The following is a 22,418-nucleotide window of genomic DNA, read 5'->3' on the forward strand; positions in this document are numbered from 1 at the left end:
TTACTTTAAAGCTTTGTAAATTTCATCTATTGCGACTTTTATGCGAGGTGTTGCGCGCAAAAGAAGCGGCGAGTTTATGGCAATCACCTTGCTATTTTTTACGGCATTTAGCTCTTTAAAATTTTGATTTTGTGTAAAATCCTCTGCTAAAACACCCATGCCATCGATTATGACGATAAAGTCGGGATTGAGCTTTATCATTTGTTCATCGCTTATGCTTATATTTGATTGGGTTGAAAAATTTGCTACATTTTTAAAACCAAGCCGTTTTAAAATATCACCTGCTAGCGTATTTTCGTTTAGTAGCGATATAGGACTTATCGCAAAAACTATCGCTACTTTTTTATCTGCAAATGGCTTATTGTTAAATTTCGCAAAACTTTGCTCAAGTTCGTCTATCAAAACTTCTGCGCGTTCTTTTTTTTCAGTTATGGTGGCAAGGGCATTGATATTTTCATAAATTTCATCTACACTGTTGGCATTTAATAAAAGTGTTTTTATGCCAAGTGAGTTTAGAGTATCTGAAAGTCCATTTTCGTGAAAAATATTTGTTAGCACCAGCTTAGGTTTAAGCTCTAAAATTTTATCTATATCAGGCGAAATATAGCTACCTACCGTTTTTAGCTTTGATGTCTTTTCATGTGGCCAAATTTGGGAGTTGCTAAGCGGCGCTATTGCCATTATCTCATCTTGCGCCTCAAGAGAGTAGAGTATCTCAACTCCGCTTGGTTCAAGTGCTATTATCCTTGCGAAGGAAAAATTTAACAAGCAAAGGAGCAAGATGACTGTTTTTTTCATAGACCTACTTTATCTTTTTGCTGCCGATATAGGTTGCAAAAATTTCATATGAGCCATCTTTTTTAAACAAAACAACATCATACTGCTCTGGCGTGCTACCTTGCTCCATCCCAGGGCTTTCAAGAGGCATACCAGGCACACTAATGCCAACGACACCAGTTGGCTTTAGCTCAAGTAAGCGCTTAACTTCTGCTGGTGGGACATGACCTTCAACAACATAGCCTTCAACCACTCCAGTATGGCAGCTTGTTAGCTCAAGCGGAACGCTAAAATTTGCTTTGACTTTTATCTGTTCATCACTCATGATAGTTTTTGTCTCAAAGCCAGCTTCACGCATCTTTTCTTCCCATTTACTGCAACAACCACAGCTTGGAGACTTATAAACCTCGACTAAATTTGCCGCAAAACAAGATGCACTAAGTAGCAAAACACTGGCTATGATTTTGTTGAAATTTTTCATGTTCATCCTTTAAAATTTAAAAAGATGATACACTATAGATTTAAATTTAAAATTAATATGATAGACTTATACAAAAAATATATAAATTTCTTAGGAAAAAATATGAAAAAATTTTTACTCTTTGCTGTCTGTGCACTATTTTTTGTAGGTTGTTTTATGAGTACGACAAGTGGTGGGCTTGTTGGTGTTGATAACCGTCAGCTACTTTTGGTTTCATCTGAAAGCATGAATGAAAGTGCAAGGCTGTCTTATGCCAAAACTGTTATGGGGGCAAAAAGCAAGGGTACACTAAATGTTAATAAAGAGATGACAAAGCGGGTTCAAGCAATATCGGCAAAACTGATAAAACAGGTTGGTGTATTTAGGGAAGATGCGTTAAAATGGGGCTGGCAAGTTAATGTCATAAATGAAAATACCCTAAATGCTTGGTGCATGCCAGGCGGTCGCATCGTAGTTTATAGCGGGATAATTGAGCGCTTAAAGCTTACTGATGGCGAACTGGCAGCCATTATCGGACACGAGATAGCACATGCGTTAAGGGAGCATAGCCGTGAGCAAGCGAGTGCTGACCAGGTAAAGGGTATTGGTATTTTTGCGATAGCGGCTGCTACTGGTATAGGTAATGAGGGTGTCTCACTACTTAATCAACTTGCACAGTACGGCATAAGCCTACCATTTTCTAGAGAGCATGAAGCACAAGCTGACCGCATAGGAACGGAGCTCATGGCAAGAGCTGGATATGATCCAAGAGAGGCTATAAATGTTTGGGTTAAGATGAAGCAAGTTAGTGGCTCAAGTGTACCTGAGTTTATGAGCACGCATCCATCAAATGAAAGCAGGATAGCTGATTTACAAGAGGTTGCTAAAAAGGTTATGCCACTTTATGAAAAAAGTAAGGGGTAGAATTTGTCTTCTTGTGGGCGAAATTTTCTTATAATGGTAAAAATTTAATCAAAATATATTTTTAAAAATTAAATTTTTAAAGTTCGTTAAAATTTTTGCCACCAAATTTTAGTATAGCAGACCCCCAAGTAAAACCACCACCAAATGCGTCAAGTAGTAAAACAGACCCAGTTTTTATACGCCCATCTTCATAGGCATCATTTAGCGCCATAGGTATAGATGCTGAGCTTGTGTTGCCGTATTTTGCAACTGTCAACACACATTGTTCGTCACTAAAGTCAAGGCGTTGCTTAACTGCTTCTATGATACGGATATTTGCTTGATGTGGGATAAAAAAGTCAATATCTTGACTTGTTAGATTATTATGCTCTAAAATTTCAATCACGCTTTTTGTTAGCGTTTGAACAGCTATTTTAAATACTTCGTTGCCAGCCATGTGGATAAAATTTAGCTTATCATGTAGCATTTTTTCATTTGCTGGGTAGGCACTTCCACATCCTGGAGTGATCAAAAGCTCGCCTTGTGTGCCATCGCTTGCAGTATGAACATCTAAAATTTCATTCTCATTGCTTGCGCTGATAACCGCCGCACCAGCACCATCGCCAAATAGTATACAAGTACCTCTATCTTCATAATTAACAATGCTACTAAGCTTTTCTGCCCCAATTATTAATACATTTTTCTTTGCGCCACTTTCAACCAGCGCTTTTGCTAGCTCAAGAAGATAGATAAAGCCTGTGCAAGCAGCACTTATATCAAATGCTGTAATGCCAAAATTTAAGCCCAAATTTGAAGCTATCTTACATGCAGTTGATGGCATACAAAGGTGATCGGGGCTTATCGTAGCGCATATTATAGCGTCTATTTGTGAGGCTTGAAGTCCTGCTCGAGATATAGCCAGTCTCCCAGCTTTTGAGCCAAGATCACTTGTGATTTCGCTTGTTGCGATGTGACGCTCTTTAATTCCTGTGCGTTTTACTATCCACTCATCGCTTGTTTCAACCATTTTTTCAAGGTCAAAATTTGTAAGAACATCATCTGGAACATAAGATGCGATAGATATAAGCGAGGCTTTTGTCATTTTTTTACTTTGTAAAATTTAAAATCTCTTGTTCTATAACGCTATTTATTTTTGAGTCAGCAAAATTTATGGCTTGAAATATGGCATTTTTTATAGCTTTTGCGTTACTCTTGCCATGGCTAATGATAACGCAGCCATTTACGCCCAGGAGTGGTGCACCGCCATACTCATCGTAGCTTATTTGCTTTTTGAGGGTTGAAAATACCTTTTTCATAAGTACTGACCCAGCTATTGCAACAGGGGAGCGCTTAACCTCTTTTTTTATGATCTTTGTGATAGCTTCTGCTACACCTTCGCTAGTTTTTAAAAGGATATTTCCTATAAAACCATCACAAATAACCACATCTACGCTTCCATCAAAAACCTGCCCACCCTCGGCATTTCCATTAAAGCTTTTTAGTTTTGAGATGAGTTCATAAGCCTCTTTGCTTACTTCATTTCCTTTGCTTTTTTCTTCGCCATTTGATAAAAGCCCTATCTTTGGGGCTTTGCGACCTAGAATTTCTTTTGCATATGCTTCGCCCATAATGGCAAACTGAAACAGATGTTCCGCCTTGCAATCAACATTTGCACCCACATCAAGCACAAGTGTGCTAGTACCATTTGAGTTTGGCATAAGTGTAGCTATGGCTGGACGAGCGATACCTTTTAATCTACCAAGCCTAAGTGTTGCAAGACTCATTGTTGCTCCGCTATGACCAGCTGAAACAACGGCATCGGCATTTTTTTCTTTAACTAATTCAACCGCCTTATAGATAGTGCTTTCCTTGCGTTTTAGCGCATCGGTAGCACCATCACCCATCAAAACAACCTCTTTAGCCTCTATAAATTCGACATTTTTAAGTAAATTTTCTGGTATAAGGGGTTTGATAGCATTGCTATCGCCTACGAGTAGAGCTGTAAATTTTCTCTCTTTTAGCGCCTCTATGACGCCAGTTACAATAGGCTCGGGACCAAAGTCCCCACCCATAGCATCAATAGCAATGCGAACCATATTAATATTCGCCAGTTGTTTTGTTAATACGGTGTGGCATTTTCCACGATCCGTCTTTGTCTTTAACAGGCACAGGAAGTGTTACTTTATAGTGTGTTCTGCGTTTTGCTGCACGCGTGTGGCTCACTCTTCGCTTTGGTACTGCCATTTTGATCTCCTTTTATAAATTTTTACAATTTTCACAATAAAAATAATCGCTCTTATAAGCCTCAACTTCGCTTATAAAAACTTCATCTAAATCTATTTCACCACTAAAAAACTCGACCACATCACTAAATTCATTATCTACATCTTTGTAAATACCATCGCTTAGTAGCAAGTCTACATCTTGGTTTATAAAAAGTGAAATTTCAACTCCGCATCTATCACAAAAGTGTGGAGTAGAGCCTGAAATTTTACCTTGACATTTTACAATCTTTTGGTTTTGACTAACCAAAAAACCACTAAAATTTAAGCCATCTTTCAAAAGTTCAAAGTTACTAGGCTGTTTTGTGACTTTGTTAAAAGAAAGCTTCAAAATTTTAGCCTAAATTAGCAAATTTCTCTTGTAGCAAAGAAAAATGCTATCTCGTTTTTAGCATTTTCAAGGCTATCACTGCCATGCACTGCATTGGCGTCAATGCTATCAGCAAAATCTGCTCTGATAGTTCCAGGAGCAGCCTCTTTTGGGTTGGTTGCACCCATAAGGTCACGATTTTTAGCAACTGCATTTTCGCCTTCAAGAACCATAACCACAACTGGTCCGCTAACCATAAAATCAACTAAATCATTAAAAAATGGTCTTTCGCTATGAACTGCATAAAAAGCCTTTGCATCGCATTTGCTTAGCCTAACTTTTTTCATCGCAGCAACTCTAAGTCTGTTACTCTCAAATCTATCGACAATCTTACCGATAACGCCCTTTTTAACAGCATCTGGCTTAATAATAGAAAGTGTTTGTTGCATAGTTTTTTCCTTAATTGCTCAATCTTTTAAAAGTTGGCAATTATATCAAAAAAAATTAAAAAATCAAAATTTGGGCTGGATTTAGCCCAAATTTAGGGCTTAGCTAATAACTGCCGTTGAGCCATTTCTTAGTTCTGCACCGATTTCTGTACGAGACGGCTGACCCTCGTATGGAGCATCCCATACTATACAGCCATCAGTTGGACAGGCTGAAGCACAGGCTGGTTCGTTGTTATGACCTACGCACTCAACGCATTTATCTGCATAAACATAGTATGCGTCTGCGCCAGTTGGGTTATCGCTATCATCTACAATAGCTGAAACTGGGCACTCATCAATGCACGAGCCACAGCTTATGCAAATATCTGTTATTTTTACTGACATATTTTCTCCTTGCTAATTTTTGTCTGGTTAGAATATCAAAATAAGCCTAAAAATGATATAAATCAATTTATTTAATTAATAAAATTTTTACCGCTTTTTAGCTATGATATTTGGTTAAATTTTTAAAAAAGAAGCCAAAATGAACGACACCATAAAAATCACCGGCGCACGCGAGCATAACCTAAAAAATATCAACCTACAAATCCCAAAAAACAAGCTCGTAGTCTTTACTGGACTTAGCGGAAGTGGCAAGAGCACGCTAGCTTTTGACACGCTATATGCCGAGGGGCAAAGGCGCTATATGGAGAGCCTTAGTAGCTACGCAAGGCAGTTTTTAGACCGAGTTGGCAAGCCAGATGTCGATAAGATAGATGGTCTTACGCCAGCTATCGCCATAGATCAAAAAACTACATCTAAAAACCCGCGCTCAACGGTAGGCACTATCACTGAAATTTATGACTATCTAAGGCTACTTTACGCACGCGTTGGCACTCAGCACTGCCATAAGTGTGGCAAACCCATCTCAAAAATGAGCGCGCAAGATATCATAAATGAAATTTCAAAGCTCCCAGATGAGGCAAAGCTCGTGCTTTACGCACCGCTCGTTCGTGAGAAAAAGGGCACCTGGGCGGATCTGATAGAAAATTTACGCCAAAAAGGCTATGTCAGAGCTCAAATCGATGGCGTGATGGTGCGACTTGACGAGGAGATAGAGCTAGCAAAAACCAAAAAACACACGATAAAAGTAGTCATCGATAGACTTGTTGTAAATGCCGATAACAAGGCACGCCTAGCCCAAGATGTGGAAAAAGCACTAAAAGAGAGCTACGGTGAGGTAGAGGTTGAAATTTTAAACGCTGATGAGCTTGGAGTGGCTGAGAAATTTATACATTACAGCGAGCATTTGGCGTGCTTTGACTGCAAAATTTCATTCACTCCGCTTGAGCCACTCACTTTTAGCTTTAACTCCCCGAAAGGCGCATGCGAGAGCTGTGATGGGCTTGGCATTCGTTATAGTCTTGATGTAAGCAAGGTTATAGATGATGAAAAAAGCATAGAAAATGGCGCCGTAAAGCTACTTTATGGCTACAATATGAGCTATTATTATAAATTTATCCTTGCATTTTGCGAGCAAAACGGCATAGATATCAAAAAGCCATTTTACGAACTAGATGATGATGAAAGGCGCCTTGTGATGTATGGCAATGTAAAGCCAGTCGCGTTTTTTTGGAAAAGGCACAAGCTTGAGCGTGTATTTGAGGGCGTGATAAAAATTTCTCACGGACTTTTAAAAGACTACAAGGACTTTGATGAGTATATGACTGAGAAAAAATGCTCAGAGTGTGGCGGGCACCGTCTAAAACCGCAGTCCTTGGCAGTCAAAGTCGCAGGGCTTGGCATAGGAGAAATTTTAGATATGAGTATCGAAAATGTCACGGCATTTTTTAGTGAGGCTGAAAATTTTGCCTATTTAAGCGAGCAAGACAAGCTAATCGCTTCGCCTATCTTAAAAGAGATAAATGAGCGACTTTTCTTTTTATATGATGTGGGGCTTGGCTATCTCTCGCTGGGTCGTGACGCACGCACGATAAGCGGCGGAGAGGCTCAACGTATCCGTATCGCAAGCCAGATAGGAAGCGGGCTAAGCGGGGTCATGTATGTGCTAGATGAGCCCAGCATCGGACTTCATGAAAGAGATACGCTAAAACTCATAAAAACATTGCAAAACCTGCAACAAAAGGGCAACTCCGTAATCGTAGTCGAGCACGATAAAAAGACGATAGAGCAAGCTGACTTTGTGGTAGATATCGGTCCTGGGGCTGGGAAATTTGGCGGGGAGATAGTATTTGCCGGAGATGTAAAGGGCTTACTAAAAAGCAAAACTCAAACGGCTCAGTATATAAATGGCAAAAAAAACATAAACTATCAGCAAAACAGAGCCCAAGAAAAATGGCTAGAAATCTCAAATGTAAATATCAATAACATAAAAAATTTAAGCGTGAAATTTCCTCTTAGAAATTTAGTCGGCATTACGGGCGTTTCAGGCTCTGGCAAAAGCTCGCTCGTGCTTCAAACACTCTTGCCAGAAGCACAAGAAGCCCTAAATAGAGCCAAAAAAGTAAAAAAAGTAGCCGGTGTAAATTTAGCCGGACTTGAAAATCTTGATAAGGTTATCTATCTTGATCAAAGCCCGATAGGTCGCACCCCGCGCTCAAATCCAGCCACTTATACAGGCGTGATGGATGAGATAAGAAATTTATTTGCGCAAACCAAAGAAGCAAAGCTAAGAGGCTATAAAATCGGGCGATTTAGCTTCAATGTCAAAGGCGGGCGGTGCGAGAAGTGCCAAGGAGAGGGCGAGATAAAGATAGAAATGCACTTTTTGCCCGATGTCATGGTCGTCTGTGACGCTTGTCATGGCTCAAGATACAACGAACAAACGCTTGAAATTTTATACAAAGGCAAGTCAATCGCCGATGTGCTAAATATGAGTATCGATGAAGCGGTGGAGTTTTTTAAAGCTGTGCCAAAGATAAATCAAAAGCTCACGACCCTGCAAGATGTGGGGCTAGGATATGTGACACTTGGGCAAAACGCCACGACGCTAAGTGGCGGGGAGGCACAGCGCGTGAAGCTTGCCAAGGAGCTAAGCAGAAGCGACACGGGAAATACGCTATATATCCTCGATGAGCCGACCACTGGTCTACATTTTGCCGATGTGGATAGGCTAACGCGCGTGCTTCATCATCTAGTCGAGCTTGGCAACTCGGTCTTTGTGATAGAACATAACCTTGATGTTATCAAAAACTGCGACTATATCATCGACATGGGGCCTGAGGGCGGAGCTGGTGGCGGGCTAGTGATCGCGCAAGGCTCGGTTAAAGATGTAGCTAAAAATCACAAAAAAACAGGCAGTTATACGGGGAAATTTTTAGCTGAGGAGCTTGTGGATAGCAAATTAAAAAAGGAGAGAAAGTGAAAAAGGTAAAATTGCTTGAAAATTTTAAAATTTTTATAAAAAATGAGCCAAATGCGATAAATAAATTAAATGATTTTTTTAGTGCTGAAAAAGAAAAATATTATAACGAAAATACTCGTGATTTAGAAAATGCAGGCATCAGCCACGATGAAGCGGTTATAAAAACTCGTCAAAGTTGGGTTACGGCAATAGGTGGCACACTTGAAGAGATTGTAATTTTGTATTTGCAAAAATTTTGCGATGAAAATAGTCTTAAAATAACAAATGATAAAATTTTAAAAAGAGCCAATCTGAATGTAGAGCTTGATGAAGTAAAGCGTAAAATTCTTGTTCATTTTGGTGAATATAGCGTTTTACCAGATGGTGACATTATTATCTATAAATTTCAAAAAGAGATTAAAATTTTAGCTATTTTGTCTGTTAAAAATTCATTTCGTGAGCGCTATACAGAAACGCCTTACTGGAAGCTAAAGCTTAGTCAAAACCCAAATACAAATCATATCAAAATATATATGCTTACCCCTGATAACGATGATGAAATAAGCTTTGTAAATTCATCTCGTGGTATAAGAAAGGCGAGAGTAGTAATGGAGTATGAACTTGATGGAATTTTTCTTGCAAAAGATGATTTTGATGAGAGCGATAAGGTTCGAAATATAGCTGAAATTTTTAGTGTTTTAAAGAGTATTCTATGAGTTTTTACTTTAGCGATGATAATGTTTTTTTAAAGCAAGGCGATGCTACTGAAAAGTCGAATTTTAAGTCAAGTTTTTGTGATTTAATTGTAACTTCACCGCCTTATAATCTTGATATAGAATATGGCTCAAACAATGATAACTTGGACTACAGCGAGTATTTATTGTGGAGCAAAAAGTGGCTAAAAAATGCTTATTTTTGGTTAAAACCAAGCGGTAGATTATGCTTAAACATTCCGCTCGATAAAAATCGTGGTGGGCAGCAATCAATCGGTGCTGATTTTACGAATTTAGCTAAAAATATTGGCTTTAAATATCACTCAACTATTGTTTGGAATGAGGGAAATATATCTCGTAGGACAGCGTGGGGGTCGTGGCTTTCGGCTTCTGCTCCGTATGTAATAGCACCCGTTGAGCTTATTTTGGTCTTTTATAAAGATGAATGGAAAAAGAAAAATAGAGGACAAAGCGATATACTCAAAGATGAATTTATGGCTTGGACAAATGGACTTTGGAGTTTTAACGGCGAGAGTAAAAAACGCATAGGGCATCCCGCTCCATTTCCAAGAGAACTTCCTAAAAGGTGTATTAAGCTTTTTAGTTTTGTTGGTGATGTTGTGCTTGACCCATTTTCTGGAAGCGGCACGACTATATTGGAAGCTCAAAATTTAGGGCGTATAGCTTATGGATTAGAGCTTGATGAGAATTATTGTGAATTATCAAAAAAGAGAATTTTAAGCGATAAGAGGCTTTTTTAATGCGTCTGTGGTCGGTTGATTTTGCTTATTTGGATGCTAAGGGTTTGGTGGCACTTTGGCGTGAGACTTTGCTTGCAAAGCATGTGATTTTAGGACTTACAAAAGGATATAAAAATCATCCGCAGCTTGATAGATTTTACGCTCACGAAAAGCCAATTTTAGCCATAGACGCGTATTTATATCAAATTTGGCTAGAAGCCACAAAGCGAGGGTATAAGTTTGATCTTTTAAAGATAGGCGATGAAAACTATCTAAAAAGTCTTGCAAGTGTAGGTAAAATAGCAGTCACAAGCGGGCAAATTTGCTATGAGTTTGAGTTTTTACAAACAAAGCTAAAAACGCGCGATGAGCTAAAATTTAAACAAAATAAAAGTATAAAACAGCCAAGGGCGATGAGTCTTTTTGAAATAAGACAGGGCGACATAGAGCCGTGGGAGAAGGTTAAAATTTAAATCAGTGAGCGCAATATAGGCTCACTCATCATCATTATAATCTTGAGTAGAATTTGCAAAAAAAGTATCTGAATGGATATTTCCAAAAGCAGACTTTAGACTAACGAAAAATTTTGGATTTTTAAGCTCAAGATCTACCAATATCGCCTTTGTATCGGCTCTAGCAAAAGGTTCTTTGCCTCCATACTGTTTTGCCGGACAAGCCTCTTCTTCATTCATTATCGGAAGTTCATTTTTTTGTGCGAAATCCCTTATTTGGCGTTCTCTTGCAAGGATTAGCGGTCTGATTACTACAAGTCCGTTTTGGGCTGTGTATTTAGGCGCTAGCGTCCTTAGGGCGCCGTTGTAAGTAAAGTTCATAAAAAAACTTTCAGCCGCATCATCTAAGTGGTGAGCGATGGCTATTTTGTTAAAGCCGTTTTCTAAAGCGTAGGTATAAAGATATCCGCGCCTCATTCTTGAGCAAAAGCTGCAAAATGTTGTATTTGTGCGAATTTTTTCTTGCCCAAATTCAAAAATTTTTGTTTCAATGACCTCGTAATCTATCTCATGTTCTTTAAAATGCTCTTTTATGGGTGCAAAATTTTCACCAATGCCATAACCTATAGTAACGGCTTTAAAGCTCCAATTTAATGGACTAACAGAGCAAAAATGCTTTAATGTATGAGCTAGACTCATGCTGTCTTTGCCACCACTAAGGGCTAGTAAAATTTTGTCATTTTCTTCAAACATTTTATATTTTGCATTTGTCTGCCCAACGATACGAAGGAGCTTTTTGCTAAGCTCGATCATAGTTTTTCAACCATGCCTAAAACAAAATCTGCACTTACTTTTGCTGATGTGTGTAAAAATTCGTCAAAGTCAAACTCCGCTCCACCGCTAGCCTCATCACTAATGGCACGAAGCATAAAAAATGGCACATTTAGCTGTGTGCAAACTTGAGCAACCGACGCCCCTTCCATCTCCACAGCATCGGCTTTAAATGTAGTTTTTATCCACTCTTTTTTATCTTTTTCACAGACAAATTGATCCCCAGTAGCTATAACGCCCCCGATAAGTTTTATGTTTTTATCGTTTGCCACATCTTGTGCGATCTTGTTTAGTTGCTTATCAGTTTTGCTAAAAATTTCAATACCAGGCACATATCCGTGAGGATGTCCAAAAGCCGTAATATCAAGATCATGCTGAACTAGACTTGTTGCATAGAGTATGTCGCCGATATGTAAATTTTCATTTAGAGAACCAGCAACTCCAGTAAAAAGTAGCTTCGTAGCGCCAAATTTTTGTACCAAGATACTAGCTGTAAGGGCTGAGTTTACTTTGCCTATCTTTGAATATGCGATAACAACATCTTTATCGGCAACTTTTGCAGTATAAAATTTATTTCCCGCAAACTCAGTTATCTCGTATTTTCCAATCATCTGAAGCAGGGGGGTTATCTCCTCTTGCATTGCGCCCAAGATAGCTATCATGCTTTATCCTTTATAAATTTTATTGCCTCTTCAAGGCTTGCCATATCTGTAATGCTAAGCGTTGGAGTATCGGTTATTTTTTTATTTATACCTTTTAGGACATTAGCCCCAAATTCTATATAAAGCTTAGCTGGGTTTTGCACTATGCTTTGTTTATAAAGCACTGGACTTGTTAGCTGAGCCTTTAAAAGCTCGAGAGCGCTTGATCTGTCTGTGTATGGCTTGGCTGTTGCATTTGATATAACTGGCGTAAAATTTTGTGCTAAATGTCCTTCAAGCTCTTTGACTAGTCTTTGGCTAGCATTTTCTAAAATAGGGCAGTGGCTAGCGACTGACATATTTAACAGCATGGCTCTTTTAGCACCAGCTTCTTTAAATTTACTTTCAAGCTCGGACAAATCAGCGCTTAAGCCAGCCACAACTACTTGTCCATCGCAGTTAAAATTTGCTCCATAAGCTTGTTTTCCTTGTGCTTGAGCATTAGCGCAAATTTCATTTACGGCTTCATCACCAAGACCAAGAACTACCATCATACCAGCGCCTTTGCCATCGCAGTCTTGTTGCATAAATTTACCACGCAGATTTACTATTTTTAGTGCCGAAATAAAATCAAATGCACCACTTATAGCTAGAGCACTAAACTCACCAAGTGAGTGCCCAAGGCTAAAATCCGGAGTCAAATTTATCTGCTCACAAAATGCTTTATATGCCATGAGCGAGTTTAAAACAATGGCTGGCTGTGTAAATTCGCTTATAGATAGTTTATCATTTTCAGTAAAAAGCAGGGTAGCAAAGTCGATATTAAGCTCATTACTGGCACGATCTAAAAGCTCTTTTGCGCCTTTACTGTTATTATAAAAGTCCTGCCCCATGCCAAAGCTCTGTGAGCCTTGACCTGGGAATATAAATGCATATTTCATTTGGTTTCTCAGTGATGATGTCCACCGCAACATCCGCCGCCATGTCCGTGATCGTCATCATCATCGTGATGACCTCCGCCACTGCAGCCACATCCACCACCATGTCCATGCCCACCGCAACATCCGCCACCACCATGTTCATGCCCACCGCAACATCCGCCACCACCATGTTCATGCCCATGACTTCCGCAACCACAAGAGTGCGCACCACCACCAACTATGCCAGTGGCTTTTTCATCCTCGGTAGGTTCTCTCATTTCTAAAATTTCTACATTAAATAATAGATCTTTACCCGCATAAGGATGGTTAAAATCAACCATAACCTCTTCTGCGCCAACAGCCTTAACTATAACACGAACGCTAGAGCCATCTTCATTTTGACCAAAAAGTTCCATGCCCTCTTTTAGTTCAATACCAGCAAACTGCTCTTTTGGTAGGCTTTGAACTGCCGAATTGTCATACTCACCGCAAGCTTGTGCGGCTGGTATACGAATCTCTTTTCGGTCGCCTTCTTTAAGCGCTAGAACTTCTTCTTCTAGCTTTTCAATCACATGACCACGACCAGTTAAGAAGGAAATTTGTCTTCCGCCTTGCATATTTGACTCTAAAATTTCACCGTTATTTGCATCTCGCAATTCATAAAACATAGATATGACTATCTCTTTACTCACATTATCTCCTTAGATGATTTAAAATAATGCGAGATTATAGCGAAAAAAGATAAATTTTTAGTTTCTATTTGGTGAGGCTTGTGCCTCTTTGCTTTCAGGGTAGCCTACTTTTAAGGCTTTGTAGAATTTGTTTGCACTTGCTGTATCGCCTACTTTATCAAAACTGATTGCTGTATGATATAGGAGTTTTGGCACATGTGAGCCACTATCACTTTGCTCGATACTTTTTTGATAGTATTTGATAGCTTGAGAGTATGATTTTTGCTTATATGCAATCTCTCCAAGGTAGAAATTTGATGCTGCAGGCTGGTATTTTTTACTCACAAGGTGTTCAAAATGCTCTCTTGCCTCGTCGTTTTTATTGGAATTAAAAAGATTAACAGCATTATTCATAATGGTTTTGTTGTCTTTTTTTGATAAATTTATACCATTACTTTTTGTATTTGAGTTATCAGCCTGCGGTTTTGCGCCTTTTGTTGATGGGGCTGGAGCGCTTGACTTCTTATCTATCAAAGTGCCAAGCTGGTTTAGAGTCTTTGTGATTTTTTGATAGTTGCTTTCTTGGATAGCGCGAGTTTGATCGATCTCTTTTTTTAGAGATTGAAGGGATAGATTAGATGCGGAAGCATTTACATCATCGCCATTTACCCTAAGCTCTATCTCATTCATTCTTTGCTCTAGTCTAGCCATACGGGCATTCATACCCTCTATAATGCTTTGTAACCCTTGAATTTGCTCTGAAACTGAGCCGAGGTTGTCTTGTATGGTCGCAACGCTTCTTTTGTTTTTTAAGAGCTCTTTTTCGTTTTCTGTAAGTCCGTAAGGGTTTTCAGCATTTAAATTTCCAGCTCCAAAAGCAGATACTTCAGCAAAAAGCGGTATAGTGGCTGCTATAAAAACAGCCACAAATTTTAGAGTTTTTTTCATATAAATTATGGAAGAACTTTAAAGTCAGCGCGTCTATTTTGAGCGTCGCAAGCCTTAGTCTTATCTGAACAAACCGGGTTGCTTTCGCCAAAGCTTACAACAGCGATTCTGTCAGCTGAAACGCCATTTCTTACAAGAGCGTCTTTTGCACTCTTAGCGCGCTTAAGACCAAGTGCGTAGTTATACTCGTCTGTTCCCCACTCATCGCAGTTGCCTTCAATTTTGATAGAAAGAGCTTGTGCGTCAGCTTGGTTAAATAGTGAAGCATTTGAGCTGATAACACCTTGCTCACTTGGTTGAATATTAAATTTATCAAACGCAAAATATACACTTTTAACTTGTGAGTTAAGGCTATTAATAAGAGCATTTAATCTATCTGCATCACTCATCATGTCGCCAGATTTCATTGTTGAGTCGCTGCTTGCACTCATATCTACTTCTGGAGCTTTTGAGCTACAACCACTAAAAACCAATGCTGCAAGAGCAATACTTGATAATACAACTTTTGTCATACGAATCCTTTTTTAAAAATTTCGTGCAATTATACCATAAAATTTTAGTTTTTTACCAGTCTATGGATTGAATTTTGCCAATTTTTAATGGAAATTGAAAACTTTTATTTTCATTAAGTCTTATAATGCCTAAATTGCTCTGTCCAGAATGTTCTTTTATATAAACAACACTTTGACCATCACTAGAAAATCTTGGATAGTTATTTTTCCCACTTGCAGTTAGCTGGCGGATAAAGTTTGTCTGAGTTGAGATAAGATAAATGTTAAATGTATTTGTAGCATCGCCACTTCCCTCACGACTTGAATACACTATGTAGTTTTCAAAAGTACTAACGGAGTTATTATTTCTGCCATGATATACCATCTGCTCAACACTTGCTGAGTTATTTATGCCTGTTGCAAAGATATTTGGATAGCCAAGTCTGTCTGACACAAAAACCACGCGAGTATCGTTATCTACGAAATTTCCATTCACATCGATGCCTGGATAGTTAGTTACTTGGGTTAAATTTTTTGATATAGTGTCATAAATATATATATCTGGTTGGTCTTTTGGCGCCATAGTCAAAAGTACTTTTTGTCCGTTTTTACTAACATCAGAAGCGATTAGCATTCCGTTACTATCTATAATCTTACTTTTTGCGCCAGTCTCTAGGTTGTACCTAAAAAGCGTTGGCTTGTTATTGATATAAGATGTGTAGTAAAATGTTTTTTGGTCTGCACCACCCCATTTTGGAAATATATTTAGCCCGCCCTTGATTATAGGTTTTTGATATGTTAGAGTGTAGTCTGCAACAGAGATAACACTTTCACGAGCCGAGGTGTATTTTGCAAATATGATATATTTTTCCATCCAGCCTACTGGTGGTAAATTTAGCTCATTTGTTAGTTCAACAATGCTTTTATGTGCCAAAAATGGATATTTATCGCCATTCATTGTGTAGATTTTTTCATATCTTGTGCTGGCTTTTCTAGCATCAATCAGCTTTACCTTGAGATTTAACTGTGAATTTTGTGAGCCTTCAAGCGCGTATCTTAAGATAAGCTCTGTATTTTTATCGCTCATTACATTTGTGTATGAGTCGCCATCATAAGTTGATGTGATGTACTCATCAACAACCTCAAAATCGGAACTGACCTTTAAATCACCCATCATAATCTTAAAAAATTTCTCTTTAAAAGCAGGGTCGGTAATGGCCGTAGTTGCGTCTTGAAGCACTATTTTTGGCAGTGCAATGCCTTGATTTATAACCGATATAGTTGCATCTGCGCCAAAAAGGCTAAGAGCAAAGGTAAAAATCAAAATGATCTTTTTCATTAATATCCTCCGTGGATTTATTGTGTGTCTAGTTTATCTTCTAATTTTAAATTTAAAGTAATTGTCGTGCCATTTGGTGAAAATGGAAATTTCTCACTCTTTAAAATTTCAAGGCACTCTTTTACTTTTTTATTAAATGCTTCATCGTATGGGAGTTTTGTGATGTTGTAATTAAAATTTCCATATCCGTCTATCGTTACTGTAACTTCGGCAAAGTTATTTGAGTTTGCCTTATATGCTCGCCACCGTCTTTCAATCTGCTTTGATATAGCCCCACGAAGCGGATCATATGTTCCAGTTTTTTGCTCTTTTGGGGCTGATGCTGTTTTATCAAGTTTTAGGCTTTTTACTATGTCGCTTGCATCACTACTTGGTTTTGAGGCTGGTTTTTCGCTTTTTTGTCTTGATTGAACCTTTTGTTCTCTTGGTTTTTCTTCTGTTTTTAATTTGCTTGTGTCGATATCGCTAAATAAATTTTTTAAATTTGGTTTTGTTTCAGGAATTTCCTCTTTTTTTATCTCTTTTGCAGTCTCTGTTATACTTGGTGTTACTACTGGTTCTGGTTTTGGCTCTTCTTTTTGTTCTTGCTGTTTTGGCTCAGGCTGCTTTACTGGAAGGGTTGGAGTAGGAAGAGGTTCTTCTGGTACAACTGGCTTATTTGTGGTTTTTTCCTTCGGCTCTTCTTTTGGCTCTTCCTCTTTTTTTTGTTCTTGTTTTTTGATCTCTTGTTTTTGCTCCGGAGCTTTTAACTCCTGCTCCTCTTTTAGGGGCTCAGGAACTAATACATCTATATAAGCATCTTTGTCATCAGTATAGCGTTTTGCTGGCTCAACAAAGGCTGTTAGCTGAAAAAAAAGTATAAGGATAATAATTAAATATATAGATAAAGCTACAAAAAACGAGCTTATCGTTGGGAATTTTGTCTTTTGTAGCATTTTATCCGTTTGTTTGAAGTGCAACTTTTGTAAAACCTACATTTTTTAAGCTTTTTAAAACAAACATAACATCATCGTATTTTAAATTTTTATCAGCTTTAATATAAATCGGCGTAGATTTATCGTATTTTGAACCCATCAAAACAATGTTGTCAGGGAACTCTTCAAGGCTCATAAGACTTTGTTCTATACGAACTTGACGCTTTTCATTTACAAAAACAACAAGATCTTTTTTTTCGACTGCTGATGTTTTTGTTTTTGAGCCTTCTGGTAAAGCTATATCCTCTTGATATGTTATAGTTGGCATGGTAACCATCAAAATAGCCAGCAAAACCAGCATAATATCAACAAGAGGGGTAATGTTTAGCTCTGGGCTATCATCTTGAAATTTCATAGACACTAGACTATTCTTTCATGCTTATTAAAACATCAGCTTGTCTTTCTAGTGTTCCCATTAGTTCATAAGAACGCCTTTTTATAAGCAAGTTAAATGTATATGCTGGTATTGCTACAAAAATTCCAGCTCCCGTTGCAACAAGTGCCTCCGAGATGGCTGGCGCGATGATACCAAGCGATGCATTGCTACCATTCCCAAGACCTGAAAATGTTTCTAGTATGGATATAACTGTGCCAAATAGTCCTATAAAAGGCGAAGTAGAAGCTATAATGCTAAGCCAAGCAAGGCCGCTTGTAGCATTTTTCTCAGCTAAACTTAAGCATACATTTAGCTTTGCACGAGTCACTTCTCCTGTGGCACATTTTCTTAAAGAGGCGTCAGTTGGTAAAATTTTTGAACCCATTAAAAGAGACTCTAATGCTGACTGCTCACGCTTTTGCCACTTACTAAGACCTGCCATGCGTGAAAAAAGTATCGTAAAGCTGATAATAAAATATATAGATAGCCATACCAAAACAACTATTGTTATAAAACTACTTCTTGATAGGTAGTTTAAAAAAAGATCGATACCACCCACTTATTTGGCTCTCACTATATTTTCCATTTTTGCTATAGTGCTTGCAAATGCATTTGTATCACTGCTCATACTCTCAATAAGTTCGCGTGCTTCGTTTAGTTTATTTGCTAAGTCACTCTCGTTATTTCCAGCAACATAGACAGCACCGTCAGCTAAAACAACTACTTTGCCTTCATCTATTTTTGCATATCCCCAGTTTATGGCTACTACATCTCGACTCTTATCTTTGCCTTCAATGTCTATAATACCAGAGCTTAAAAGAGAGATGAGTGAGGCGTGGTTTGGCAAAACACCAAACTCACCATCACTACCAGGAAGCACTACGCTAGCCACTTCATCAGAAAATATCTGACCATGTGGAGTTACTATTTCCAAATGTAATTTATCCATTACGCTTCCTTTAAATTTTTAGCCTTTTAGTTTCTCTGCTTTTGCAATCGCCTCATCTATGCCACCCACCATATAAAACGCTGCTTCTGGAAGGTGATCGTATTTGCCCTCTAAAATTCCTTTAAATCCAGCAATACTCTCTTCAAGTGTTACATATTTACCAGGGCTACCTGTGAAAACCTCTGCAACGAAGAATGGCTGAGATAAGAATCTTTCTATCTTTCTAGCTCTATCAACGGTAACTTTATCCTCTTCGCTAAGCTCATCCATACCAAGAATCGCGATAATATCTTGAAGGTCTTTATACTTTTGAAGAACAGCTTGAACGCCGCGAGCTACTTTATAGTGATCTGCACCTAGAATTTGTGGATCTAGCATTCTTGATGTTGAATCAAGTGGATCAACTGCAGGATAGATACCTTTCTCAGCGATAGCACGGTTAAGAACTGTAGTTGCGTCAAGGTGAGCAAAAACAGTCGCAGGAGCTGGGTCAGTAAGGTCGTCAGCAGGAACATAAACAGCTTGAACTGATGTGATTGAGCCTTTTTTAGTTGATGTGATACGCTCTTGGAATTTACCCATTTCACTTGCCAATGTTGGCTGATAACCAACCGCTGATGGGATGCGACCAAGTAGAGCTGACATCTCAGAGCCTGACTGAGAGAAACGGAAGATATTGTCGATAAACATCAAAACATCAAGTCCCATCTCATCACGGAAATACTCAGCCATTGTAAGACCAGTTAGAGCGATACGATTTCTTGCCCCTGGTGGCTCGTTCATCTGACCGTAGCATAGGGCAACTTTATCCAAGACATTAGACTCTTTCATCTCGTGATAAAGGTCGTTTCCTTCACGAGTTCTTTCACCAACACCAGCAAATACTGAGTAACCGCTGTGCTTAAATGCAACATTGTGGATAAGCTCCATAATAATAACTGTCTTACCAACACCAGCACCGCCAAATAGTCCAACTTTACCTCCCTTAGCATAAGGAGCAAGAAGATCAACTACTTTGATACCTGTTTCAAAAATTTCAGACTTTGTACTTTGTTCTTCAAACGGAGGAGGGTCGCGATGGATTGACCAGTGTTTATCAAAGCTTATATTTTCTCCCTCATCAATCAAATCACCAACAACATTAAAAATTCTACCCAAAACTTTCTCACCAACTGGAACGCTAATAGGTGCCCCAAGTGCTGTTGCTGTAAGACCACGAGTAAGACCCTCGCTCATATCCATAGCTATCGTTCTTACGCGGTTATCTCCAAGGTGAGCGGCAACTTCAAGAACAAGTTTATTTTTCTTGCCCTCAACTTCAAAAAATACTTCAATAGCTTCGTTAATTTTTGGAAGATAGTCGTTAAAATCAACATCAACGACAGGTCCCATAACTTGGCTGATAATACCTTTCATTTATACTCCTTTTCTTCTTATTTCATCGATTCAACGCCACTGATAATCTCAATAAGCTCAGTGGTTATAGATTGTTGTCTTGCCTTATTATAAGCAAGATTTAGTTGTTTTACACGCTCTTTTGCATTGTTTGTTGCATTATCCATCGCTTGCATTCTGGCACTATGTTCAGCCGCTAAGCTGTCAATAAGAGAGTAATACATGCTGTACTCAAGATATTTTTTAAGCAACTCATCTAAAATTTGAGCATTGTTATCTTCTGGTTCAAACTCCATCAAAGAATTTGTCTCAGTTTGCTCTGAAACAGGCGGTTCTATAGGCACTAGATGATTTATCTTTATCTCTTGTGAGATCATATTTTTATAGCCATTGTGAACCACTATAACTTTATCTGTCGTTCCAGCGTTAAAGTCTTTAATGGCATCTTGGATAATCTCTTGAGCTTTTTCATAATTTGGTGATGAGCTTATACCTATATAGGTTTCTAGCATATCTATGCCTTGGAAGTTGAAAAACTCAATACCCTTTTTACCAACTGCACGCAATCTAACTTTTATCTTTTTTGATTTAAACTCATCTATTAACTTTCTAACGCTTTTAATAGTTGATACATTAAATCCTCCACAAAGCCCTTTATCTGCGGTTACAAATATAATATCTACCTTTTCAATCTTATCTTTTTTCTCAAAGAATTTGCTCTCATTTGCTACGGAGCCATATTGGTTGATCTTATAAGCAATTTCAGAAAGAACTTCATCTATCTTTTGAGCATACACGCGAGACTTTCTTGCTGCCTCTTCGGCTTTGCGAAGCTTTGCTGTTGAGACAAGCTTCATTGCACGAGTAGTCTTTTGTGTGTTTTGAACGCTCTTGATATTTCGTTTTATATCTTTTAAATTTGCCATATTCTAGCCTTAGTTAGCAGAGAAAGTCGCTTTAAAATCTTTCAATGCTTTATGTAAAAGCTCCTCTGCCTCTTTATCAAGAGCTTTTTTAGTTCTGATTTGTTCAAAAATTTCAGGATACTTAGCCTCAACATAAGGATAAAGTTCAGCTTCAAATTTTGTTACACTTGATGTTGCGATATCGTCAAGATAGCCTTTTGCGCCTGCAAAGATGATTAAAACTTGATTTTCAACTGGAAGCGGGCTATAAGGTGGCTGCTTTAGTACTTCAACCATTTTTTGACCACGCTCTAGTTGCTTTCTTGAGCTCTCATCAAGATCACTTGCAAATTGTGCAAAAGCTTGAAGCTCTCGGTATTGAGCCAAGTCAAGTCTTAAATTTCCAGAAACTTGTTTTGTAGCTTTAATCTGTGCTGCACCACCAACGCGAGAAACTGAAAGACCAACATTTATCGCAGGGCGGATACCTGAGTTAAATAGGTCTGTTTCAAGGAAAATTTGACCATCAGTAATAGAAATAACATTCGTTGGGATATAAGCAGAAACATCGCCAGCTTGTGTTTCAATGATAGGAAGCGCTGTAAGTGAGCCAGCACCAAGTGCGTCGTTTAGCTTACTTGCTCTTTCAAGTAGTCTTGAGTGAAGGTAAAATACATCACCTGGATAAGCCTCACGACCTGGAGGACGGCGTAAAATCAAAGACATCTCACGATAAGCCACGGCATGTTTTGAAAGATCATCGTAAATAATAAGTGCATGGCGTGAGTTATCACGGAAATATTCACCCATAGTTACGCCAGCATAAGGAGCAAGGTATTGAAGGGCGGCGGTATCAGAAGCACCCGCATTTACAACTATGGTATAGTCCATAGCTCCGTACTCTTCTAGTTTTTTAACAACTTGTGCAACGGTTGATTGTTTTTGACCGATAGCAACATAGATGCAAACAACATCTTGACCTTTTTGGTTGATGATAGTATCTATCGCAACTGTTGTTTTACCTGTTTGGCGGTCGCCAATGATAAGCTCACGCTGACCTCTACCAATCGGAACTAGTGCGTCGATAGCCTTGATACCTGTTTGAAGTGGCTCATGAACTGATTTTCTAGCCATAATGCCTTTTGCTTTTTCTTCAACGAAACGAGTTTCTGTAGTTTCGATTGGACCTTTTGCGTCAATTGGCTCGCCAAGTGAATTTACAATACGACCTATTAGTGCATCGCCAACTGGAACACGAAGAAGCTTTTTAAGGCGTTTAACCGAACTTCCTTCTGTGATATTACTTGTTTTACCTAGGATAACGATACCAACGCTACTTTCTTCAAGGTTAAGAGCCATACCTTTTTCGCCACTCTCAAACTCGACCATTTCGCCAGCCATAATGTTTTTAAGACCATAAACATTTGCAACGCCATCTGCAACAGAAATAACCTTGCCAGTCTCTTCAACATCAACATTTAAATCAAAATTTTCGATTCTCTCTTTGATGATCGCACTGATCTCATCAGCTCTATTTTTTACGCTCACG

The 22,418-nt window shown here is 38.6% G+C and carries 27 protein-coding genes; 5 read left to right on the forward strand and 22 right to left on the reverse strand.

Annotated elements, in window-relative coordinates:
- Together LQV35_RS00840 and LQV35_RS00845 are read right to left on the reverse strand one after the other, a co-directional pair.
- Positions 1 to 798, reverse strand: a complete 798-nt coding sequence (locus LQV35_RS00840) for an ABC transporter substrate-binding protein (protein ID WP_230055980.1) — start codon at positions 796 to 798, stop codon at positions 1 to 3.
- A 4-nt stretch (positions 799 to 802) separates the two neighbouring features.
- Positions 803 to 1,258 (reverse strand): DUF411 domain-containing protein, encoded by a 456-nt coding sequence (locus tag LQV35_RS00845; protein ID WP_230055981.1) that lies wholly within the window; start codon positions 1,256 to 1,258, stop codon positions 803 to 805.
- Between the two features lie 102 nt (positions 1,259 to 1,360).
- On the opposite strand from LQV35_RS00845, the gene LQV35_RS00850 reads away from it, so the two are divergent.
- Positions 1,361 to 2,161: a M48 family metallopeptidase gene (locus tag LQV35_RS00850; protein WP_230055982.1), complete on the forward strand. Its 801-nt coding sequence runs from the start codon at positions 1,361 to 1,363 to the stop codon at positions 2,159 to 2,161.
- 76 nt (positions 2,162 to 2,237) lie between these two features.
- Here LQV35_RS00850 and LQV35_RS00855 read toward each other — a convergent pair whose 3' ends face one another.
- From LQV35_RS00855 to LQV35_RS00880, 6 genes are all read right to left on the reverse strand, one after another.
- A complete protein-coding gene (locus LQV35_RS00855) occupies positions 2,238 to 3,242 on the reverse strand; it encodes a beta-ketoacyl-ACP synthase III (protein WP_230055983.1) in 1,005 nt (334 codons plus the stop codon).
- A 4-nt stretch (positions 3,243 to 3,246) separates the two neighbouring features.
- On the reverse strand, positions 3,247 to 4,236 hold the full coding sequence (gene plsX, locus LQV35_RS00860; RefSeq protein WP_230055984.1) for a phosphate acyltransferase PlsX: 990 nt from the start codon (positions 4,234 to 4,236) through the stop codon (positions 3,247 to 3,249).
- 1 nt (position 4,237) lies between these two features.
- Positions 4,238 to 4,384: a 50S ribosomal protein L32 gene (gene rpmF / locus LQV35_RS00865; protein ID WP_212140143.1), complete on the reverse strand. Its 147-nt coding sequence runs from the start codon at positions 4,382 to 4,384 to the stop codon at positions 4,238 to 4,240.
- 12 nt (positions 4,385 to 4,396) lie between these two features.
- Positions 4,397 to 4,753, reverse strand: coding sequence for a hypothetical protein (locus LQV35_RS00870; protein ID WP_230055985.1), 357 nt, complete (start codon positions 4,751 to 4,753; stop codon positions 4,397 to 4,399).
- 14 nt (positions 4,754 to 4,767) lie between these two features.
- Positions 4,768 to 5,181: a nucleoside-diphosphate kinase gene (gene ndk / locus LQV35_RS00875; protein ID WP_230055986.1), complete on the reverse strand. Its 414-nt coding sequence runs from the start codon at positions 5,179 to 5,181 to the stop codon at positions 4,768 to 4,770.
- 99 nt (positions 5,182 to 5,280) lie between these two features.
- Positions 5,281 to 5,565, reverse strand: coding sequence for a 4Fe-4S binding protein (locus LQV35_RS00880; protein ID WP_230055987.1), 285 nt, complete (start codon positions 5,563 to 5,565; stop codon positions 5,281 to 5,283).
- A gap of 139 nt (positions 5,566 to 5,704) precedes the next feature.
- Between LQV35_RS00880 and uvrA the strand changes: the two genes are divergently transcribed.
- Genes uvrA through LQV35_RS00900 form a run of 4 tightly spaced genes read left to right on the forward strand, consistent with a single transcriptional unit; the run spans position 5,705 to position 10,450 of the window.
- The gene (uvrA, locus tag LQV35_RS00885; RefSeq protein ID WP_230055988.1) at positions 5,705 to 8,545 is read left to right on the forward strand and encodes an excinuclease ABC subunit UvrA; all 2,841 of its coding nucleotides are present in this window, start codon (positions 5,705 to 5,707) and stop codon (positions 8,543 to 8,545) included.
- Positions 8,542 to 9,240 carry a BsaWI family type II restriction enzyme gene (locus LQV35_RS00890; protein ID WP_230055989.1) on the forward strand — a complete coding sequence of 233 codons (699 nt, stop codon included), beginning with the start codon at positions 8,542 to 8,544 and terminating at the stop codon, positions 9,238 to 9,240. Before uvrA ends, LQV35_RS00890 begins: the two co-directional genes overlap by 4 nt.
- The gene (locus tag LQV35_RS00895; protein ID WP_230055990.1) at positions 9,237 to 9,998 is read left to right on the forward strand and encodes a DNA-methyltransferase; all 762 of its coding nucleotides are present in this window, start codon (positions 9,237 to 9,239) and stop codon (positions 9,996 to 9,998) included. The genes LQV35_RS00890 and LQV35_RS00895 overlap by 4 nt, the downstream gene beginning before the upstream one ends.
- A complete protein-coding gene (locus LQV35_RS00900) occupies positions 9,998 to 10,450 on the forward strand; it encodes a pyrimidine dimer DNA glycosylase/endonuclease V (RefSeq protein ID WP_230055991.1) in 453 nt (150 codons plus the stop codon). The genes LQV35_RS00895 and LQV35_RS00900 overlap by 1 nt, the downstream gene beginning before the upstream one ends.
- A 21-nt stretch (positions 10,451 to 10,471) precedes the next feature.
- Here LQV35_RS00900 and LQV35_RS00905 read toward each other — a convergent pair whose 3' ends face one another.
- Genes LQV35_RS00905 through atpA form a run of 14 tightly spaced genes read right to left on the reverse strand, consistent with a single transcriptional unit; the run spans position 10,472 to position 22,417 of the window.
- Entirely contained in the window at positions 10,472 to 11,242 is a 771-nt protein-coding gene (locus LQV35_RS00905) for a tRNA 2-thiocytidine biosynthesis TtcA family protein (protein WP_230055992.1), read from the reverse strand.
- The gene (locus LQV35_RS00910) at positions 11,239 to 11,922 is read right to left on the reverse strand and encodes a 5'-methylthioadenosine/adenosylhomocysteine nucleosidase (protein ID WP_230055993.1); all 684 of its coding nucleotides are present in this window, start codon (positions 11,920 to 11,922) and stop codon (positions 11,239 to 11,241) included. Before LQV35_RS00910 ends, LQV35_RS00905 begins: the two co-directional genes overlap by 4 nt.
- Positions 11,919 to 12,842 carry an ACP S-malonyltransferase gene (gene fabD, locus LQV35_RS00915; protein ID WP_230055994.1) on the reverse strand — a complete coding sequence of 308 codons (924 nt, stop codon included), beginning with the start codon at positions 12,840 to 12,842 and terminating at the stop codon, positions 11,919 to 11,921. Before fabD ends, LQV35_RS00910 begins: the two co-directional genes overlap by 4 nt.
- Positions 12,843 to 12,850: 8 nt before the next feature.
- The gene (locus tag LQV35_RS00920; protein WP_336245974.1) at positions 12,851 to 13,513 is read right to left on the reverse strand and encodes an FKBP-type peptidyl-prolyl cis-trans isomerase; all 663 of its coding nucleotides are present in this window, start codon (positions 13,511 to 13,513) and stop codon (positions 12,851 to 12,853) included.
- Between the two features lie 57 nt (positions 13,514 to 13,570).
- Positions 13,571 to 14,440, reverse strand: coding sequence for a tetratricopeptide repeat protein (locus tag LQV35_RS00925; protein ID WP_230055995.1), 870 nt, complete (start codon positions 14,438 to 14,440; stop codon positions 13,571 to 13,573).
- Between the two features lie 5 nt (positions 14,441 to 14,445).
- A complete protein-coding gene (locus LQV35_RS00930; RefSeq protein WP_230055996.1) occupies positions 14,446 to 14,952 on the reverse strand; it encodes an OmpA family protein in 507 nt (168 codons plus the stop codon).
- Positions 14,953 to 15,004: 52 nt separating this feature from the next.
- A complete protein-coding gene (gene tolB / locus LQV35_RS00935; protein ID WP_230055997.1) occupies positions 15,005 to 16,270 on the reverse strand; it encodes a Tol-Pal system protein TolB in 1,266 nt (421 codons plus the stop codon).
- Positions 16,271 to 16,287: 17 nt separating this feature from the next.
- Complete coding sequence (locus tag LQV35_RS00940; protein ID WP_230055998.1) at positions 16,288 to 17,205, reverse strand: TonB C-terminal domain-containing protein; 918 nt, start codon at positions 17,203 to 17,205, stop codon at positions 16,288 to 16,290.
- Position 17,206: 1 nt separating this feature from the next.
- On the reverse strand, positions 17,207 to 17,599 hold the full coding sequence (locus LQV35_RS00945; protein WP_230055999.1) for a biopolymer transporter ExbD: 393 nt from the start codon (positions 17,597 to 17,599) through the stop codon (positions 17,207 to 17,209).
- 10 nt (positions 17,600 to 17,609) lie between these two features.
- Positions 17,610 to 18,179, reverse strand: coding sequence for a MotA/TolQ/ExbB proton channel family protein (locus LQV35_RS00950; RefSeq protein ID WP_230056000.1), 570 nt, complete (start codon positions 18,177 to 18,179; stop codon positions 17,610 to 17,612).
- Positions 18,180 to 18,569 carry an ATP synthase F1 subunit epsilon gene (gene atpC / locus LQV35_RS00955; protein ID WP_230056001.1) on the reverse strand — a complete coding sequence of 130 codons (390 nt, stop codon included), beginning with the start codon at positions 18,567 to 18,569 and terminating at the stop codon, positions 18,180 to 18,182.
- A gap of 18 nt (positions 18,570 to 18,587) precedes the next feature.
- Positions 18,588 to 19,985 (reverse strand): F0F1 ATP synthase subunit beta, encoded by a 1,398-nt coding sequence (gene atpD, locus LQV35_RS00960; protein WP_230056002.1) that lies wholly within the window; start codon positions 19,983 to 19,985, stop codon positions 18,588 to 18,590.
- Between the two features lie 17 nt (positions 19,986 to 20,002).
- Positions 20,003 to 20,890: an ATP synthase F1 subunit gamma gene (gene atpG, locus LQV35_RS00965; protein WP_230056003.1), complete on the reverse strand. Its 888-nt coding sequence runs from the start codon at positions 20,888 to 20,890 to the stop codon at positions 20,003 to 20,005.
- A gap of 9 nt (positions 20,891 to 20,899) precedes the next feature.
- Positions 20,900 to 22,417, reverse strand: coding sequence for a F0F1 ATP synthase subunit alpha (gene atpA / locus LQV35_RS00970; protein ID WP_230056004.1), 1,518 nt, complete (start codon positions 22,415 to 22,417; stop codon positions 20,900 to 20,902).
- Position 22,418 lies beyond the last annotated feature (1 nt).

This window comes from Campylobacter suis, assembly GCF_905120475.1.
Classification (GTDB): Bacteria; Campylobacterota; Campylobacteria; order Campylobacterales; family Campylobacteraceae; genus Campylobacter_A; species Campylobacter_A suis.

Excerpts from the sequence above, each read along its gene's own strand:
- LQV35_RS00845 (WP_230055981.1), bottom strand. The coding sequence starts at position 1,258 with ATGAAAAATTTCAACAAAATCATAGCCAGTGTTTTGCTACTTAGTGCA.
- tolB (WP_230055997.1), bottom strand. The coding sequence starts at position 16,270 with ATGAAAAAGATCATTTTGATTTTTACCTTTGCTCTTAGCCTTTTTGGC.
- LQV35_RS00895 (WP_230055990.1), top strand. The coding sequence starts at position 9,237 with ATGAGTTTTTACTTTAGCGATGATAATGTTTTTTTAAAGCAAGGCGAT.
- LQV35_RS00855 (WP_230055983.1), bottom strand. The coding sequence starts at position 3,242 with ATGACAAAAGCCTCGCTTATATCTATCGCATCTTATGTTCCAGATGAT.
- LQV35_RS00840 (WP_230055980.1), bottom strand. The coding sequence starts at position 798 with ATGAAAAAAACAGTCATCTTGCTCCTTTGCTTGTTAAATTTTTCCTTC.
- plsX (WP_230055984.1), bottom strand. The coding sequence starts at position 4,236 with ATGGTTCGCATTGCTATTGATGCTATGGGTGGGGACTTTGGTCCCGAG.
- fabD (WP_230055994.1), bottom strand. The coding sequence starts at position 12,842 with ATGAAATATGCATTTATATTCCCAGGTCAAGGCTCACAGAGCTTTGGC.
- LQV35_RS00910 (WP_230055993.1), bottom strand. The coding sequence starts at position 11,922 with ATGATAGCTATCTTGGGCGCAATGCAAGAGGAGATAACCCCCCTGCTT.
- LQV35_RS00880 (WP_230055987.1), bottom strand. The coding sequence starts at position 5,565 with ATGTCAGTAAAAATAACAGATATTTGCATAAGCTGTGGCTCGTGCATT.
- LQV35_RS00945 (WP_230055999.1), bottom strand. The coding sequence starts at position 17,599 with ATGAAATTTCAAGATGATAGCCCAGAGCTAAACATTACCCCTCTTGTT.
- LQV35_RS00905 (WP_230055992.1), bottom strand. The coding sequence starts at position 11,242 with ATGATCGAGCTTAGCAAAAAGCTCCTTCGTATCGTTGGGCAGACAAAT.
- uvrA (WP_230055988.1), top strand. The coding sequence starts at position 5,705 with ATGAACGACACCATAAAAATCACCGGCGCACGCGAGCATAACCTAAAA.
- atpG (WP_230056003.1), bottom strand. The coding sequence starts at position 20,890 with ATGGCAAATTTAAAAGATATAAAACGAAATATCAAGAGCGTTCAAAAC.
- rpmF (WP_212140143.1), bottom strand. The coding sequence starts at position 4,384 with ATGGCAGTACCAAAGCGAAGAGTGAGCCACACGCGTGCAGCAAAACGC.
- atpC (WP_230056001.1), bottom strand. The coding sequence starts at position 18,569 with ATGGATAAATTACATTTGGAAATAGTAACTCCACATGGTCAGATATTT.
- LQV35_RS00850 (WP_230055982.1), top strand. The coding sequence starts at position 1,361 with ATGAAAAAATTTTTACTCTTTGCTGTCTGTGCACTATTTTTTGTAGGT.
- atpD (WP_230056002.1), bottom strand. The coding sequence starts at position 19,985 with ATGAAAGGTATTATCAGCCAAGTTATGGGACCTGTCGTTGATGTTGAT.
- LQV35_RS00900 (WP_230055991.1), top strand. The coding sequence starts at position 9,998 with ATGCGTCTGTGGTCGGTTGATTTTGCTTATTTGGATGCTAAGGGTTTG.
- ndk (WP_230055986.1), bottom strand. The coding sequence starts at position 5,181 with ATGCAACAAACACTTTCTATTATTAAGCCAGATGCTGTTAAAAAGGGC.
- LQV35_RS00925 (WP_230055995.1), bottom strand. The coding sequence starts at position 14,440 with ATGAAAAAAACTCTAAAATTTGTGGCTGTTTTTATAGCAGCCACTATA.
- LQV35_RS00940 (WP_230055998.1), bottom strand. The coding sequence starts at position 17,205 with ATGCTACAAAAGACAAAATTCCCAACGATAAGCTCGTTTTTTGTAGCT.
- LQV35_RS00930 (WP_230055996.1), bottom strand. The coding sequence starts at position 14,952 with ATGACAAAAGTTGTATTATCAAGTATTGCTCTTGCAGCATTGGTTTTT.